The sequence below is a fragment of the Variovorax sp. CF313 genome (assembly GCF_000282635.1).
Classification (GTDB): domain Bacteria; phylum Pseudomonadota; class Gammaproteobacteria; order Burkholderiales; family Burkholderiaceae_C; genus Variovorax.
The window spans coordinates 36,776-52,645 of the sequence record NZ_AKIW01000031.1 but is presented as its reverse complement, the minus strand read 5'-3'; the positions used below and the strand labels follow the sequence as shown (position 1 = coordinate 52,645).

The window sequence follows — 15,870 nt, the reverse complement described above, 5'->3', positions numbered from 1 at the left end:
AGTGCGCGAAGACTGGGGGTTAGTCCAGTTCCAGCTTCCGCCCGTACACGCTCACAGCCGCCGTCTTCAGCGCCTTCATCATCACCTTCGCCGCCGGCGACGGCAGCCGGTCGGTGCGCGTGATGATGCCGAAGGCGTCCATGTGGCAGGGCATGTCCAGCGGCAGCAGCGACACGATGCCGTGCGCGGCGTAGTAGCGCGCCACGTCGGTCGCCAGCACCGCCACCATGTCGCTCTGCTGCAGCATGCGCGTGATGAAGAGCAGCGCCGGGCTCTCGATGGTGTTGGTCGGCGGCGCCAGGCCTTCTTCCTGGAACATCAGCTCGAAGCGGTGCCGCAGCACGCTGCCCGCGGGCGGCACGATCCAGCCTGCGCTCACCACGTCGCGCAGCGTGAGCCCGCTCACGCCCAGCAGCGGATGGCCCGGCCGCACCAGCGCGCACACCGGCTCTTCGCTCAGTGCTTCGTAGCGCAGCTGCGACTTGTCGTGCTCGGCGAAGAGGCGTGCCACCAGGATGTCGAGCTTGCCCTGCTCGAGCCGCTCGATCAGCACCGGGCTGGTCTCGATCTCCAGCGACACGCGCAGATCGGGCTGCTCGCGCTTGACCATGGCCACGGCCGGTGGCAGCAGTGTGAGCCCGGGCGCGGTGATGGCGCCCACGCTCACCTGGCCGAAGCGCCCGGCCTTGAGCGCGGTGAGCTCGTCGTGCGCCTGGTTCAGGCTCGCGAGCGCCACACGGGCGTGGCGGATCATGGTCTCGCCGTACCAGGTGGGGCGCATGCCGCGCGGCAGGCGGTCGAACAGCGGCACCTCCAGCACGTCTTCCAGGTCCTTCAGCAGCTTGGAGGCGGCGGGCTGCGTCATGTTGAGCACCTGCGCAGCGCGGTGGATGTTGCCTTCCTCGGCCAGGGCCACGAGCAGCAACAGCTGCCGGGTCTTGAGGCGGGCGCGGATGAACCAGTGGTTGTAGTTGGTCATGTCTCTTTGACTTGAAACGAAGGACTGATCGGGTTTTCCAGAATCCAATGATCGATATCCATTTTGCTTAAAAAACAATTGGATTGATATCAATTTTGTTTCTAGACTCGCCGCACATCCAGAACTACAGAGACAAGGCCCCCGCCCGGTGATTCACGGCGAGCTCCATCAGAACGTGCGGCAGTACATCAATGGCCGCTGGGAAACCAGCGCGACCACGGGTGTGAGCGCCAATCCCTCGGACACCAGCGAAGTGGTGGCCGAGTACGCACGCGCCGATCGCCGCCAGGCCGAGGCCGCCATCCGGGCGGCCACCGAGGCCTTTCCTCATTGGAGCCACAGCACGCCGCAGCGGCGCGCCGACGTGCTCGACCGCATCGGCGCAGAACTGCTCGCACGCAAGGACGACCTGGGCCTGCTGCTGGCACGCGAGGTGGGCAAGACCCTGCCGGAGGCGGTGGCCGAAGTGGCGCGGGCGGGCCAGATCTTCAAGTTCTTCGCGGGCGAGGCCCTGCGTGGCGGCGGCGGCGAGAACGTCGCCTCGGTACGCGCGGGCGTGCAGGTCGACGTCACGCGCGAGCCGGTCGGCGTGGTCGGGCTCATCACGCCGTGGAACTCGCCGTTCGTCATCCCGGCATGGAAGATCGCGCCCGCGCTGGCCCACGGCAACAGCGTGGTGTTCAAGCCGGCCGAACTGGTGCCGGCCTGCGGCTGGGCGCTGGCCGAGATCATCAGCCGCGCCGCCTTGCCGGCCGGCGCCTTCAACCTCGTGATGGGCAGCGGCCGTGAAGTGGGGCAGGCGCTGGTCGACAGCGCGCTGGTCGATGCGCTGAGCTTCACAGGCTCGATGGCCAACGGCGAGCGCATCCTGCAGGCGGCAGCTTCGCGCCGCGCCAAGGTGCAGCTCGAGACCGGCGGCAAGAACGCGCTGGTGGTGCTGGCCGATGCCGACCTCGACCGCGCCGTCGACTGCGCGGTGCAGGGCGCCTATTTTTCCGCCGGCCAGCGCTGCACCGCGTCGAGCCGGCTCATCGTCGAGGCAGCGGTGCACGACGCTTTCGTGGCCAGGCTGCGCCAGCGGCTCAGGACGCTGAAGATCGGCCATGCGCTGGAGCGCGGCGTCGACATCGGCCCGGTGGCCGACGAGGAGCGCCTCGCGCAGAACCTCGCCTGGGTCGAGGTGGCGCGCGAAGAGGGCGCCGAGCACGTGTGGGGTGGCGAAGCGCTCGAACGCGCCACCGCCGGCCACTACATGAGCCCCGCGCTGTTCCTGGCCAAGCCGGCGCACCGCATCGCGCGCGAGGAAATCTTCGGCCCGCTGGCCTGCGTGCTGCGCGCCGACAACTACGATGAAGCACTCGCGCTGTGCAACGACACGCCCTTCGGCCTGTGCGCGGGCATCTGCACCAATTCGCTGAAGCACGCGATGCATTTCAGGCGCCATGCCGTGGTCGGCATGACGATGGTCAATCTGCCGACCGCAGGGGTGGATTTCCACGTGCCCTTCGGCGGCCGCAAGGGGTCGGGCTACGGGCCGCGCGAACAAGGGCGCCACGCCGCGGAGTTCTACACGACGGTGAAGACCGGCTACATGCTGGCCTGAACCACAAAAAAACCGTTCTCAACAAGCAAGTCAACAGAAGGAGACATCCCATGACGATGAATCGCCGCACGCTCAACACTGCACTGGCCGCCGCCGCCCTCGGCGGGCTGCTGCCCGCTTCCGCGCTCGCGCAGAAAAAACTCGTGCTCGGCTTCGCGCAGGTGGGCGCCGAGAGCGAATGGCGCACTGCCAACACCGAGTCGATCAAGTCGTCCGCGAAGGACGCCGGCATCGAGCTCAAGTTCTCCGATGCGCAGCAGAAGCAGGAAAACCAGATCAAGGCCATCCGCTCGTACATCGCGCAGAAGGTCGACGTGATCGCGTTCTCGCCCGTGGTCGAGTCGGGCTGGGAAACCGTGCTGCGCGAAGCCAAGGCCGCCAAGATCCCGGTGGTGCTGACCGACCGCTCCGTCAACACCAAGGACGACTCGCTCTACGTGACCTTCATGGGCTCGGACTTCACTGAAGAAGGCCGCAAGGCCGGCCGCTGGCTGGTCGAGAAGATGAAGGACCAGAAGGGCGACGTGAACATCGTCGAGCTGCAGGGCACCGTGGGTTCGGCGCCGGCCATCGACCGCAAGAAGGGCTTCGAGGAAATCATCAAGGCCGACCCGAAGTTCAAGATCATCCGCTCGCAGACCGGCGACTTCACGCGCGCCAAGGGCAAGGAGGTGATGGAAGCTTTCCTGAAGGCCGAGGGCAAGAAGATCAACGTGCTCTTCGCGCACAACGACGACATGGCCATCGGTGCGATCCAGGCCATCGAAGAGGCCGGCCTGAAGCCCGCGAAGGACATCACCATCATCTCCATCGACGGCGTGAAGGGTGCGTTCGAAGCGATGATCGCGGGCAAGCTCAACGTGTCGGTCGAATGCAGCCCGCTGCTCGGCCCGCAACTGATGAGCGCCGTGAAAGACATCAAGGCAGGCAAGACGCTGCCCAAGCGCATCGTGACCGAAGAAAGCATCTTCCCGATGGAAGTCGCTGCCAAGGAATTCCCCAACCGCAAGTATTGAGAGCCCACACCCATGAAACGCAAATTCCTCAAAGCATCGCTCGCGGGCATCGCATTCGCCATCGTCGGCTTCACGCCGCTGGCCAATGCGCAGGACAAGGGCCTGATCGCGATCTCGATGCCCACCAAGTCGTCGGCCCGCTGGATCGCCGATGGCGCCAACATGGTCAAGTACTTCAAGGACAAGGGCTACAAGACCGACCTGCAGTACGCCGACGACGACATCCCCAACCAGCTCGCGCAGATCGAGAACATGGTGACCAAGGGCTCGAAGGTGCTGGTCATCGCGGCCATCGACGGCACCACGCTGTCCGACGTGCTGCAAAAGGCAGCCGACAAGGGCGTGAAGGTCATCGCGTACGACCGGCTCATCAAGGGCTCGAAGAACGTCGACTATTACGCCACCTTCGACAACTTCCAGGTTGGCGTGCTGCAGGCGCAGTCGATCGAGAAGGCGCTCGACCTGAAAAGCGGCAAGGGCCCGTTCAACATCGAGCTGTTCGGCGGCTCGCCGGACGATAACAACGCCTTCTTCTTCTACAACGGCGCGATGTCGGTGCTCGACCCGTACATCAAGAGCGGCAAGCTCGTGGTGCGCAGCAAGCAGATGGGCATGGACAAGGTCGGCACGCTGCGCTGGGACGGCGCGGTGGCGCAGGCGCGCATGGACAACCTGCTGTCGGCCTACTACACCAAGGACCGCGTCGACGCGGTGCTGTCGCCGTACGACGGCCTCTCCATCGGCATCCTCTCGTCGCTCAAGGGCGTGGGCTACGGCTCGGGCTCGCAGCCGATGCCGGTGGTGTCGGGGCAGGACGCCGAGGTGCCTTCGATCAAGTCGATCCTGCGCAAGGAGCAGACCTCGACCGTGTTCAAGGACACGCGCGAGCTGGCCAAGGTGACGGTGGCCATGGCGGACGCCATGCTCTCGGGCAAGCAGCCCGAGGTGAACGACACCAAGACCTACAACAACGGCATCAAGGTCGTGCCCTCGTACCTGCTGAAGCCGGTGAGCGTGGACGCGTCGAACTGGAAGCAGGTGCTGGTCGACAGCGGCTACTACAAGGAAAGCCAAGTCAAGTGAGTCAAGGCGAACGCACGATCCTCGAAATGCGCGGGATCACCAAGACGTTTCCGGGGGTGAAAGCCCTCAGCAACGTCAACCTCGCCGTGCGCGCGGGGGAGATCCACGCGGTGGTCGGCGAGAACGGCGCGGGCAAGTCGACGCTCATGAAAGTGCTGAGCGGCGTCTACCCGTGCGACTCGTACACCGGCGAGATCCATTTCGAGGGCGAGCTTCGCCGCTTCAAGGGCATCGCCGACAGCGAGAAGCTCGGGATCATCATCATCCACCAGGAGCTCGCGCTGGTGCCGCTGCTCTCGATTGCCGAGAACATCTTCCTCGGCAACGAGATTGCGAACGGCGGCGTGATCGACTGGTTCGCCGCCTATGCGAAGACGCGAGAGCTGCTTGCCAAGGTGGGCCTCAAGGAGTTGCCCACCACGCTCGTGACCGACCTCGGTGTCGGCAAGCAGCAGCTGGTGGAAATCGCCAAGGCGCTGGCCAAGGAGGTCAAGCTCCTGATCCTCGACGAGCCGACCGCGAGCCTGAACGAGAACGACAGCGATGCGTTGCTGATGCTGCTGCTGGAGCTCAAGCGCCAGGGCATCGCGTCGATCCTCATCTCGCACAAGCTCAACGAGATTTCCAAGGTGGCCGATTCGGTCACCGTGCTGCGCGACGGCGCGACGGTCGAGACCATGGACTGCCGCGGCCAGCCGATCAGCGAGGACCGCATCATCCGCGGTATGGTGGGGCGCGACATGGCGCACCGCTATCCGCAGCGCCATCCGAAGATCGGCGAGACCGTGTTCGAGGTGCGCGACTGGCGCGTGCACCATGCGCTGCACGCCGACCGCGAACAGATCAAGGGCGTGAACCTGAACGTGCGCAAGGGCGAGATCGTCGGCATCGCGGGCCTCATGGGCGCGGGGCGCACCGAGCTCGCCATGAGCGTCTTCGGCAAGTCCTACGGCCAGCGCATCAGCGGCTCCGTGCTCATGCACGGCAAGCCGGTGGACGTGGGCACGGTGCGCAAGGCCATCGACCACGGCATCGCCTACGTCACCGAGGACCGCAAGGGCCTGGGGCTGGTGCTGGAGGAAGACATCCGCAAGAACATCAGCCTGGCCAACCTCGATGCGATCGCCGATTCGTCGGTCATCGACAACGGGCGCGAATTCAAGGTGGCCAACGAGTACCGCAAGGCACTCAACATCCGCTGCTCGGGCATCGAGCAGCTGGTGGTCAATCTGTCGGGAGGCAACCAGCAGAAGGTGGTGTTGAGCAAGTGGCTCTTCACCAAGCCGGAACTGCTGATCCTCGACGAGCCCACGCGCGGTATCGACGTGGGCGCCAAGTACGAGATCTACACCATCATCGACCAGCTTGCGAGCGAGGGCAAAGGCATTCTCATGATTTCTTCGGAACTGCCGGAACTGCTCGGCATGTGCGACCGCATCTACGTAATGAACGAGGGGCGCTTCGTCGCCGAATTTCCGGTGGCCGAGGCCTCGCAGGAACGCATCATGCACGCCATCGTGAGCTCGGGGAGTTCGATCCATGTCGCAGCCTGAAGTCAACGCGGTGAAGGCCGCCGTTCCCGCCTCCGAGGCGCCGAAGCTGCATGTCGGCTTCCTGAAGAACAACCTGCGCGAATACGGCATGCTGATCTCGCTGGTCGCGATCATGGTGCTGTTCCAGGTGCTGACCGACGGCACGCTGCTGCGGCCGCTGAACCTCACCAACCTGCTGCTGCAGAACAGCTACGTGGTCATCATGGCGCTGGGCATGCTGCTGGTGATCGTGGCGGGGCACATCGACCTGTCGGTGGGCTCGGTCTGCGGCTTCATCGGGGCGCTTGCAGCGGTGCTGATGGTCGAGTACGAATGGCACTTCGTGCCGACGGCGATCGTGAGCATCCTCGCGGGCGCGGTCATCGGCGCCGCGCAGGGCTGGTTCGTCGCGTTCCGCAAGATCCCGTCGTTCATCGTCACGCTCGCGGGCATGCTGGTGTTCAAGGGGCTCACGCTGGCGCTGCTGGCGGGGCAATCGGTGGGCCCGTTCCCGGTGGAATTCCAGCGGCTCAGCTCGGGCTTCATTCCCGATCCGCTGGGCGGCGACGCATTGCGCACCACCTCGCTGGTCGTGGGCGCGCTGGCCGCCGCGGCGCTGGTGTTCTTCAAGTTGCGCGGGCGCGCCAAGCTGGCGGCGCACGGCATGGAGCAGGAGCCCTACGCCTTCTTCCTCGTGAAGAACCTGTTCTTCGCGGCCATCATCCTGTTCTTCAGCTACCTGCTGTCGACCTACAAGGGCCTGCCCAACGTGCTGATCGTGATGGCGGTGCTGATCGTGGTGTACGACTTCGTCACCAACCGCACCACCGTCGGCCGGCGAATCTATGCGCTGGGCGGCAACGAGAAGGCGGCGCGGCTGTCGGGCGTGAAGACGCAGCGGCTCGCCTTCCTCACCTTCGTGAACATGGGCGCGCTGGCGGCGCTGGCCGGGCTGGTGTTCGCGGCGCGGCTCAATACCGCGACGCCGAAGGCCGGCCTGGGCTTCGAGCTCGACGTGATCGCGGCCTGTTTCATCGGCGGCGCCTCTGCCTCGGGCGGCGTGGGCCGCGTGATGGGCGCGGTGATCGGCGCCTTCATCATGGGCGTGATGAACAACGGCATGTCGATCCTGGGCATCGGCATCGACTACCAGCAGGTCATCAAGGGCCTGGTGCTGCTGGCCGCGGTGTTCATCGACGTCTACAACAAGAACAAGTAGCCGCGCATGACAGACGGCAGCCTCAGCCCCGTGCTCGAGCTTCGGGGCATCCACAAGCAGTTCGGCAGCATCCAGGTACTGCGCGACGTACGGCTCAACCTGTACCCGGGCGAGATCCATGCGCTGATGGGGCAGAACGGCGCGGGCAAGTCGACGCTGATCAAGGTGCTGACGGGCGTGCTGCCGTCGAGCGGCGGCGAGATGTTCCTCGACGGCCAGCCGATCCAGCCGCACTCGCCGCTCGACGCGCAGAAGCTGGGCATCAGCACGGTCTACCAGGAGGTGAACCTGTGCCCGAACCTGTCGGTGGCGGAGAACGTGTTCGCGGGGCGCTATCCGCGTTGCGGCGCGGCGCAGGGCTTTCGCATCGACTGGGCCGCGGTGAACCGCCGCGCCGAAGAGCTGCTGGGGCGCATCGGGCTCGACATCGACGTGACGCGGCTGCTGTCGAGCTACTCGGTGGCGGTGCAGCAGATGGTGGCGATTGCGCGTGCGCTGGGCGTGTCGTCGAAGGTGCTGATCCTCGACGAGCCGACGTCGAGCCTGGACGACGACGAGGTGGAAAAGCTGTTCGAGGTGCTGCGGCGCCTGCGCGGCGAAGGGCTGGCCATCGTCTTCGTGACGCACTTTTTCAACCAGATGTATGCGGTGTCGGACCGCATCACGGTGCTGCGCAACGGCAGCTGGATCGGCGAGTGGCGTGCCGCAGACCTGGGGCCGCAGGCGTTGATCGCAGCGATGCTCGGGCGTGAGCTGGCGGCGCAGTCGGCGCGTCCCGCCGCCTTGCCTTCGTTCGATGAGGCCGCACCCGCATTGCTGCAGACCGAAGGATTGGGGCAGGCGGGCCAGTTGCAGGCGACGGATTTGCGTGTGCGTGCCGGCGAAGTCGTCGGCATCGCGGGCCTGCTGGGCGCGGGCCGCACGGAACTCGCAAGGCTGCTGTTCGGGCTGGAGTTGCCGGACCGCGGCGTGCTCAAGGTCGATGGCCGCACCATGAGCTTCTCGAACCCGGCCGATGCCATTCGCGAAGGTCTTGCGCTGTGTCCCGAAGAACGCAAGACCGATGGCATCGTTGCCGAGCTGTCGGTGCGCGAGAACATCGCGCTGGCGCTGCAGGCGCGCCTGGGCACGCGGCGCTTCCTGTCGCATGCCGAGCAGACCGAGATGGCCGAGCGCTTCGTGAAGTCGCTCGGCATCAAGGCCGCGAGCGTCGAAACGCCCATCGGGCTGCTGTCGGGCGGCAACCAGCAGAAGGCCATGATCGCGCGCTGGCTCGCGACCGAGCCGCGCCTGTTGATCCTCGACGAGCCCACGCGCGGCATCGACGTGGCGGCCAAGCAGGAGATCATGGAAGAGATCCTGCGGCTCGCGAAGGCGGGCATGGCGGTGATCTTCATCTCGTCGGAAATGAGCGAGGTGGTGCGCGTGGCGCACCGCATCGTGGTGCTGCGGGATCGGCAGAAGGTGGGCGAGCTGCCGGGCGGCTCGACGGAGGACGAGGTCTACGAAATGATTGCAGCGACAACATGACTCTCCCCCAGTCTTCGCGCACTTCGTGTCGCTTCGCCAACCCCCTTCCGGGGGCGACACCAGCGGCCCGGCAAAGCCGGTTCCGCGGTATCTCCCGCATCAAAGAAGCGCTTTGACATGAACCGCCTTTCATCCTTCATGAGCCACCGCCTCGCCTGGCCTCTCGTCACATTGTTCCTGCTGCTCGCGGTGAACATCGCCTTCAACACCAGCTTCCTGCATCTCGAATGGCGCGAAGGCCATCTGTACGGCAGCCTGATCGACATCCTGAACCGCGCGGCGCCTCTGGTGCTCGTGTCGCTGGGCATGACGCTCGTGATCGCGACGCGCGGCATCGACATCTCGGTGGGCGCGGTGGTGGCCATCGCGGCGGCGCTCGCGGCCTGGATGATCGGCGGCTCGGTGGCCAATGACGTGAGCCGCTTCCCGATGCCGCTCGCCATCCTCGCGGCCATCGGCATCGCATTGCTGTGCGGGCTGTGGAACGGGCTGCTGGTCGCCAAGGTCGGCATGCAGCCGATCATCGCGACGCTGATCCTCATGGTGGCGGGGCGAGGCATCGCGCAGCTCATTGCCGACGGGCAGATCATCACGATCTACTACAAGCCCTTCTTCTTCCTCGGCAGCGGCTACCTTCTCGGGCTGCCGTTCTCGCTGTTCATCGTGGCGGCGGTGTTCGTGCTGCTGTACCTGGCGATCACGCGCACGGCGCTGGGCCTGTTCATCCAGGCAGTGGGGATCAACCCGACGGCGGCGCGCGTGGCGGGCGTGCAGGCGCGGCGGCTGATCGTCGGTGCGTATGCGTTCTGCGGTGCCTGCGCGGGTGTGGCGGGCTTGCTCATCAGCTCCAACGTGAAGAGCGCGGACGGCAACAACGCGGGGCAGCTCATCGAGCTCGACGCGATCCTGGCGGTGACGCTGGGTGGCACGGCGCTGACCGGCGGGCGCTTCAGCCTCGTGGGCAGCGTGATCGGCGCGCTGATCATCCAGACGCTGACCTATGCGATCTATTCGCTGGGGGTGCCGCCGGAGATCAACCTTGTCGTGAAGGCGGGTGTGGTGTTTGCCGTGATGCTGCTGCAGTCGCCGGAGTTCAGGTCGCAAGTGCGGGCGCTGGCGCAGCGGCCGGTGCATGAAGAGGGGCGGGCATGAGCGCGGTGATCGATACGGGACCCTCACCCCAGCCCTCTTCCGCAAGCGGGAGAGGCGGCAAGAGGGGAGGGCTCAATCCAAAGTACCTGCCGTTGGCGGCGACGATTTCGCTGTTCGTGCTGGTGGCTACGCTGGGTTCTGTTTTCTACGATGGCTTCTTCTCGGCGCAGGTGTTCCTCAACCTGCTGATCGACAACGCCTTCCTGATCGTCGTGGCCGTGGGCATGACCTTCGTGATCCTTTCGGGCGGCATCGATCTGTCGGTGGGCTCGGTGATCGCGCTGACCACCATGGTCTCGGCCTCGCTGGTCGAGAAGCACGGCTGGAGCCCCGGCATCGTGATTCCGCTGGTGCTGGCGATGGGCACGGCTTTCGGCGCGTTCATGGGGCTGCTCATCGAGCGCTTCCGGCTGCAGCCTTTCATCGTCACGCTGGCCGGCATGTTCCTGGCGCGGGGGCTGTGCTACCTGATCAGCATCGACTCGATCAGCATCACCAACGAGTTCTACTCGGAGGTCTCGCAGATCCGCATTCCGATCTGGGGCGAGGCCTCGGTGTCGATCAGCGCGGTGATCGCCGTCGTGGTGCTGCTGGCGGCGATCTTCATCGCGCATTGCACGCCCTTCGGCCGCGCGGTGTACGCCATCGGCGGCAGCGAGAATTCGGCGATGCTGATGGGCCTGCCGGTACGCCGCACGCTGGTCGGCGTGTACACGCTCTCGGGCTTCTGCTCGGCACTGGCGGGCGTGATCTTCACCTTCTACATGCTCTCGGGCTACGGGCTGCATGCCATCGGGCTGGAGCTCGACGCCATCGCGGCGGTGGTGATCGGCGGCACGCTGCTCACGGGCGGCGTGGGCTATGTGGCGGGCACGCTGTTCGGCGTGCTGATGCTCGGGATCATCCAGACCCTCATTTCATTCGACGGCACGCTGAGCTCGTGGTGGACCCGCATCGTGGTCGGCGCGCTGCTGTTCGTTTTCTGTTTGTTGCAACGCTTTTTCACCTCGCGCACTCCGCGCCGCTGACTCAATGACAAAAAAACTGCGCTCGACCGAATGGTTCGGCTCCGCCGACAAGAACGGCTTCATGTACCGCAGCTGGATGAAGAACCAGGGCATCCCGGACCATGAGTTCGATGGCCGCCCGATCATCGGCATCTGCAACACCTGGTCGGAACTCACGCCGTGCAACGCGCACTTCCGCAAGATCGCCGAGCACGTGAAGCGCGGCATCTCGGAGGCGGGCGGCTTTCCGGTGGAGTTCCCTGTTTTCTCCAACGGCGAGTCGAACCTGCGGCCCACCGCGATGCTCACGCGCAACCTCGCGAGCATGGACGTCGAAGAAGCCATCCGTGGCAACCCCGTCGACGCGGTGGTGCTGCTCACGGGCTGCGACAAGACCACGCCCGCGCTGCTGATGGGGGCGGCGAGCTGCGACATCCCTGCCATCGTGGTCACGGGCGGGCCGATGCTCAACGGCAAGCTCGAGGGCAAGAACATCGGTTCGGGCACGGCCGTGTGGCAGCTGCACGAGTCGCTGAAAGCGGGCGAGATCAACCTGCACCAGTTCCTCTCGGCCGAGGGCGGCATGTCGCGCTCGGCGGGCACCTGCAACACGATGGGCACGGCCTCGACGATGGCCTGCATGGCCGAGGCGCTCGGTACCTCGCTGCCGCACAACGCGGCGATTCCGGCGGTCGATGCGCGGCGCTACGTGCTCGCGCAGATGTCGGGCATGCGCGCGGTGGAGATGGCGAAGGAGGGGCTCACGCTGTCGAAGATCCTCACGCGCGAGGCCTTCGAGAACGCCATTCGCGTGAACGCGGCCATCGGCGGATCGACCAATGCAGTGATCCACCTGAAGGCGATCGCGGGGCGCATCGGCGTCGAGCTGGAGCTGGAGGACTGGACGCGCATCGGCAGCAATACGCCGACCATCGTCGACCTGATGCCTTCGGGGCGCTTCCTGATGGAAGAGTTCTACTACGCCGGCGGCCTGCCCGCCGTGCTGCGCCGGCTCGGCGAGAATGGTCTGTTGCCGCACCCCGCTGCGCTCACCGTCAACGGCCAGTCGATCTGGGACAACGTGCGCGATGCGCCCAGCCTCGACGACGAGGTGATCCGCCCGCTCGACAAGCCGCTGATCGCCGATGGCGGCATCCGCATCCTGCGCGGCAACCTGTCGCCGCGCGGCGCGGTGCTCAAGCCCTCTGCCGCATCGCCGGAGCTGCTGAAGCACCGTGGGCGCGCTGTGGTGTTCGAGAACCTGGAGCACTACAAGGCACGCATCGTCGATGAAGACCTCGACATCGACGCAAGCTGCGTGATGGTGCTGAAGAACTGCGGTCCCAAGGGCTACCCCGGCATGGCCGAGGTCGGCAACATGGGGTTGCCGCCCAAGCTGCTGCGCCAGGGCGTGAAGGACATGGTGCGCATCTCCGATGCGCGCATGAGCGGCACGGCCTACGGCACGGTGGTGCTGCACGTCGCGCCCGAGGCGGCCGACGGCGGGCCGCTGGCGGCGGTGCGCGACGGCGACTGGATCGAGCTCGACTGCGATGCGGGGCGATTGCACCTCGACATCAGCGACGAGGAACTGGCGGCGCGCCTCGCTTCGCTGTCTTCTTCGGATGCACAACCGATGAGCACGCGCGGCGGCGGCTACCAGAAGCTCTACGTCAACCACGTGCTGCAGGCCGACGAAGGCTGCGACTTCGACTTTCTCGTCGGCTGCCGCGGCTCGGCCGTGCCGCGCCATTCGCATTGAACCCACGCAAGCAACGAAACATCATGACCCCCAGATACCGCGGCATCTTCCCGGTGGTGCCTACCACCTTCACCGAACAGGGCGAACTCGACCTGGAGAGCCAGAAGCGCTGCGTCGATTTCATGATCGACGCGGGTTCGGACGGCCTGTGCATCCTTGCCAATTTCTCGGAGCAGTTCGTGCTGTCCGACGAGGAGCGCGAGGTGCTCACGCGCACCATGCTCGAACACGTGAAGGGCCGCGTGCCGGTCATCGTGACCACCACGCACTACAGCACCAAGGTGTGCGCCGAGCGCAGCCGCCGCGCGCAGGACATGGGCGCGGCCATGCTGATGGTGATGCCGCCCTACCACGGCGCGACCTTCCGCGTGCCCGAGCCGCAGATCTTCGAGTTCTACGCACGCCTGTCCGATGCGGTGGACATCCCGATCATGATCCAGGACGCGCCGGCCAGCGGCACAGTGCTGTCGGCGCCGTTCCTCGCGCGCATGGCGAAGGAGATCGAGCAGGTCGCGTATTTCAAGATCGAGACGGCCGGTGCGGCCGCTAAGCTGCGCGAGCTGATCCGCCTGGGCGGCGAGGCCATCGAAGGCCCGTGGGACGGCGAAGAGGCGATCACGCTGATGCCCGACCTGGACGCCGGCGCGACCGGCTCGATGACCGGCGGGGGCTATCCGGACGGCATTCGCCCGATCATCGAGGCGCACCGTTCGGGCGACCGCGACAAGGCCTTCGCGCTGTACCAGCAGTGGCTGCCGCTCATCAACTACGAGAATCGGCAGGCGGGCCTCCTGGCCTGCAAGTCGCTCATGAAGGAGGGCGGCGTGATCGCTTGCGAGGCGCCGCGGCATCCGCTGCCCGCGATGCACCCCGCGACGCGCGCCGGCCTGATCGAGACGGCGAAGCGGCTCGATCCGCTGGTGCTGCGCTGGGGGAGATAGCCGGTTCGCCGTCCCGGGCGAAGTAGGCCGCGAGGATCTCGGTCAGCCAGTTCATCACGGCGAGCACGCGCGGCGCGAGGTGGCGGCGGTTGACGTACACCAGCGACACCGGCATTGCGCGGGCGGTGAACGCCGGCATCACCTGCACGAGCGAGCCGGCCGCAAAGCACGGCAGGAGGCCGCCGATCGGCGCCTGGATCAGCCCGAGGCCCGCGACCGCCGCGGCGTTGCAGGCGTCGGTGCCGTTCACCGAGACGATGGAGCGCATCGGCTGTATCCGGTAGCGGCCCTGGGCGTCGAAGTGTTCCCAACCCGCGTCGTGCGGCGAGAGGGTCTGTGCGAAGTGCACGATGCGGTGCTGCGCGCGTAGGCATGCACACGAACTTCGACGCGATGGTCGCGGGCTTTACGGCGCTCGGACGCGCGGGCAAACCCGACGACATCGGCGGTGTGATCGCGGGCTTGCTCGGGGAGGGGAGTCGCTGGGTGAATGCCCAGCGCATCGAGGTGTCGGGTGGGATGCTGATCTGAACACGCGGGGGGTGCCCCCGCGGACTTCAGCTTTTCTCGAGTTCGGTGACTTGCAGCGACAGGTCGAACAGCTTGGACTTGCTGGCGTAGTAGCGGTCGAGCCGCCATTCCTTCAGGATGTCCATCGCGAGCTCGAAGCTCTTGTAGTCGAGGTTGTAGAGCGTGACCAACTCGAAGCTGCGTTCGGACTCGAGAGCCAACACGAGCTGGGCCAGGATCTTGGCCGATTCGTTGGCCGGGTCCGTTTCGATGAATCGGCGAGCGACCTTGATGGCATTCATGGGAAAGGATTCCTCGGTAGGCAGGGACCGAGAACTATAGCTAGCAGGCCTGCGCCTTTTATGACAGTACTGTGACAGTAAGGGCATCGCCAGCCGCCGGCAGCGCCTGGCGATGCTTCTTCAGCGAAGACGCTCAGCGCAGGGGCGCGGGCATCGGCCGGGGCATGGGCATCGGCTCGGGCATCGGGGCCGGCATCGGTTCCGGCGCCATCGCCGGTGCGGGCATCACGATGGTGGTGACCGATTCGCGGATCACGCCCCCACCCATCACGCTGCCGTCGACGCTGGCCGTGCTGTTGCCGCTGCTGCCGAGCACGCGGGCCTCGCAGGCGCTGCGGTCGGCCGGCTGCTGCAGGCCGCAGCGGGCGAGCGCATTGGCGCGGTAGTCGGGTGCGCTGGTCAGGCCCCCGCGCGCGGCTTCCAGGCGCGCAGCGCCGGCTTCGCGGATGCAGGCGGCGCGGTCCTGCTCGTTGTGGCCGCAGACAGCCAGTTCCTGCTGGTAGGTGCCCGAGGCTGCTGCGCCGCGCGGCGACGCTGCCGAGGCGATGCTGCCGGCTGCAAGCCCGCCGGCGGCGAGCATGGTGAAGATGATTGAGCGAGTGGTGCTTTTCATGGATGGCTCCTTGAAGCGAGCTTGAAAACCTGGGAAATATTGGAAGCGCCCGAGGAGGGCGGGTTCCTTCAGCGTGCCGGCATGGTCTGTGGCGCCAGCGGCGTCACGGTTTCGCGGATCACGCCGCCGCCCATCACGCTGCCGTCGGTGGTGGTGCGTGCGCCGCCCTCGATGCGGGCTTCGCAGTCGGGCCGCTCGGCGGCCGGCAGTTCGCCGCAGCGGGCGAGGGCGTTGACCTGCTCCCGGACCGGGCTCGGACTGGTAAGGCCGCCGCGGCTCGCTTCCTGGCGGGCCGCGCCGGCTTCGCGCAGGCAGGCGGCGCGGTCCTGCTGTACACCGTCGCAGGTGGCGCGTTCCTTCTGCATGCGGGCGTCAGACCCCGGCGCCTGCGCGCCGGCGGTCTGTGCGCCGAAGGCCATGAAGCCGCTGGCGGCGAGGCATGCCGCTGCGGACAGGATGGAACGAACTGTTGTTGTCATGCGGGCTCCTTGGTGAAAGCACGCCCTCCCTGCAATGAGGTGCGTGACAGGAGCCTTAGTCTGGCGTGGCCGGGGGCTGCGGGTCTGTGGGACAGCCGCGCCCGTCGACCGGGCCGGACGCGCCCCTGCATGTGGGACGTGT

At 66.4% G+C, this 15,870-nt stretch carries 14 protein-coding genes and 2 pseudogenes; 11 read left to right on the top strand and 5 right to left on the bottom strand.

The genetic code is table 11. The features are described 5' to 3' along the window. Window positions 1-19 precede the first annotated feature (19 nt). Window positions 20-979 (bottom strand): LysR family transcriptional regulator, encoded by a 960-nt coding sequence (locus PMI12_RS10270; protein WP_007831791.1) that lies wholly within the window; start codon window positions 977-979, stop codon window positions 20-22. Window positions 980-1,127: 148 nt separating this feature from the next. On the opposite strand from PMI12_RS10270, the gene PMI12_RS10265 reads away from it, so the two are divergent. The 10 genes from PMI12_RS10265 (at window position 1,128) to PMI12_RS10220 (ending at window position 13,824) form a co-directional block, all read left to right on the top strand. Then, complete coding sequence (locus PMI12_RS10265; RefSeq protein WP_007831789.1) at window positions 1,128-2,582, top strand: aldehyde dehydrogenase family protein; 1,455 nt, start codon at window positions 1,128-1,130, stop codon at window positions 2,580-2,582. 50 nt (window positions 2,583-2,632) lie between these two features. After that, the gene (locus tag PMI12_RS10260; RefSeq protein ID WP_007831786.1) at window positions 2,633-3,598 is read left to right on the top strand and encodes an ABC transporter substrate-binding protein; all 966 of its coding nucleotides are present in this window, start codon (window positions 2,633-2,635) and stop codon (window positions 3,596-3,598) included. Between the two features lie 12 nt (window positions 3,599-3,610). Then, window positions 3,611-4,681 carry a multiple monosaccharide ABC transporter substrate-binding protein gene (gene chvE, locus PMI12_RS10255; protein WP_007831785.1) on the top strand — a complete coding sequence of 357 codons (1,071 nt, stop codon included), beginning with the start codon at window positions 3,611-3,613 and terminating at the stop codon, window positions 4,679-4,681. 26 nt (window positions 4,682-4,707) lie between these two features. Then, window positions 4,708-6,234 carry a multiple monosaccharide ABC transporter ATP-binding protein gene (mmsA, locus tag PMI12_RS10250; protein ID WP_042673160.1) on the top strand — a complete coding sequence of 509 codons (1,527 nt, stop codon included), beginning with the start codon at window positions 4,708-4,710 and terminating at the stop codon, window positions 6,232-6,234. Then, a complete protein-coding gene (mmsB, locus tag PMI12_RS10245; protein WP_007831782.1) occupies window positions 6,221-7,432 on the top strand; it encodes a multiple monosaccharide ABC transporter permease in 1,212 nt (403 codons plus the stop codon). Before mmsA ends, mmsB begins: the two co-directional genes overlap by 14 nt. A gap of 6 nt (window positions 7,433-7,438) precedes the next feature. Beyond that, window positions 7,439-8,962 (top strand): sugar ABC transporter ATP-binding protein, encoded by a 1,524-nt coding sequence (locus PMI12_RS10240; protein WP_007831780.1) that lies wholly within the window; start codon window positions 7,439-7,441, stop codon window positions 8,960-8,962. Window positions 8,963-9,079: 117 nt separating this feature from the next. Then, entirely contained in the window at window positions 9,080-10,114 is a 1,035-nt protein-coding gene (locus tag PMI12_RS10235; protein ID WP_007831778.1) for an ABC transporter permease, read from the top strand. After that, window positions 10,111-11,142 carry a galactofuranose ABC transporter, permease protein YjfF gene (gene yjfF / locus PMI12_RS10230; RefSeq protein WP_007831774.1) on the top strand — a complete coding sequence of 344 codons (1,032 nt, stop codon included), beginning with the start codon at window positions 10,111-10,113 and terminating at the stop codon, window positions 11,140-11,142. The genes PMI12_RS10235 and yjfF overlap by 4 nt, the downstream gene beginning before the upstream one ends. A gap of 4 nt (window positions 11,143-11,146) precedes the next feature. After that, complete coding sequence (locus PMI12_RS10225; RefSeq protein WP_007831767.1) at window positions 11,147-12,883, top strand: IlvD/Edd family dehydratase; 1,737 nt, start codon at window positions 11,147-11,149, stop codon at window positions 12,881-12,883. A 23-nt stretch (window positions 12,884-12,906) separates the two neighbouring features. Continuing rightward, window positions 12,907-13,824 (top strand): dihydrodipicolinate synthase family protein, encoded by a 918-nt coding sequence (locus PMI12_RS10220; protein ID WP_007831766.1) that lies wholly within the window; start codon window positions 12,907-12,909, stop codon window positions 13,822-13,824. Between the two features lie 94 nt (window positions 13,825-13,918). Here PMI12_RS10220 and PMI12_RS29385 read toward each other — a convergent pair. After that, window positions 13,919-14,173: pseudogene (locus PMI12_RS29385) on the bottom strand (LysR family transcriptional regulator); the annotation flags it as partial. A 38-nt stretch (window positions 14,174-14,211) separates the two neighbouring features. Here PMI12_RS29385 and PMI12_RS28110 point away from each other — a divergent pair. Then, window positions 14,212-14,355 (top strand): annotated as a pseudogene (locus tag PMI12_RS28110) (short-chain dehydrogenase); the annotation flags it as partial. Window positions 14,356-14,381: 26 nt separating this feature from the next. On the opposite strand, the gene PMI12_RS10210 reads toward PMI12_RS28110, so the two are convergent. The 3 genes from PMI12_RS10210 to PMI12_RS10200 form a co-directional block, all read right to left on the bottom strand. Beyond that, on the bottom strand, window positions 14,382-14,636 hold the full coding sequence (locus tag PMI12_RS10210) for a hypothetical protein (RefSeq protein ID WP_007831762.1): 255 nt from the start codon (window positions 14,634-14,636) through the stop codon (window positions 14,382-14,384). Between the two features lie 133 nt (window positions 14,637-14,769). Beyond that, window positions 14,770-15,249 (bottom strand): hypothetical protein, encoded by a 480-nt coding sequence (locus PMI12_RS10205; protein ID WP_007831761.1) that lies wholly within the window; start codon window positions 15,247-15,249, stop codon window positions 14,770-14,772. Between the two features lie 68 nt (window positions 15,250-15,317). Beyond that, window positions 15,318-15,728 (bottom strand): hypothetical protein, encoded by a 411-nt coding sequence (locus PMI12_RS10200; RefSeq protein WP_007831760.1) that lies wholly within the window; start codon window positions 15,726-15,728, stop codon window positions 15,318-15,320. Window positions 15,729-15,870: the final 142 nt, after the last annotated feature.

Coding starts and splice junctions, on each gene's coding strand:
- PMI12_RS10225 (WP_007831767.1), top strand. CDS start 11,147: ATGACAAAAAAACTGCGCTCGACCGAATGGTTCGGCTCCGCCGACAAG.
- mmsA (WP_042673160.1), top strand. CDS start 4,708: ATGCGCGGGATCACCAAGACGTTTCCGGGGGTGAAAGCCCTCAGCAAC.
- PMI12_RS10270 (WP_007831791.1), bottom strand. CDS start 979: ATGACCAACTACAACCACTGGTTCATCCGCGCCCGCCTCAAGACCCGG.
- chvE (WP_007831785.1), top strand. CDS start 3,611: ATGAAACGCAAATTCCTCAAAGCATCGCTCGCGGGCATCGCATTCGCC.
- mmsB (WP_007831782.1), top strand. CDS start 6,221: ATGTCGCAGCCTGAAGTCAACGCGGTGAAGGCCGCCGTTCCCGCCTCC.
- PMI12_RS10235 (WP_007831778.1), top strand. CDS start 9,080: ATGAACCGCCTTTCATCCTTCATGAGCCACCGCCTCGCCTGGCCTCTC.
- PMI12_RS10200 (WP_007831760.1), bottom strand. CDS start 15,728: ATGACAACAACAGTTCGTTCCATCCTGTCCGCAGCGGCATGCCTCGCC.
- yjfF (WP_007831774.1), top strand. CDS start 10,111: ATGAGCGCGGTGATCGATACGGGACCCTCACCCCAGCCCTCTTCCGCA.
- PMI12_RS10240 (WP_007831780.1), top strand. CDS start 7,439: ATGACAGACGGCAGCCTCAGCCCCGTGCTCGAGCTTCGGGGCATCCAC.
- PMI12_RS10210 (WP_007831762.1), bottom strand. CDS start 14,636: ATGAATGCCATCAAGGTCGCTCGCCGATTCATCGAAACGGACCCGGCC.
- PMI12_RS10205 (WP_007831761.1), bottom strand. CDS start 15,249: ATGAAAAGCACCACTCGCTCAATCATCTTCACCATGCTCGCCGCCGGC.
- PMI12_RS10220 (WP_007831766.1), top strand. CDS start 12,907: ATGACCCCCAGATACCGCGGCATCTTCCCGGTGGTGCCTACCACCTTC.
- PMI12_RS10260 (WP_007831786.1), top strand. CDS start 2,633: ATGACGATGAATCGCCGCACGCTCAACACTGCACTGGCCGCCGCCGCC.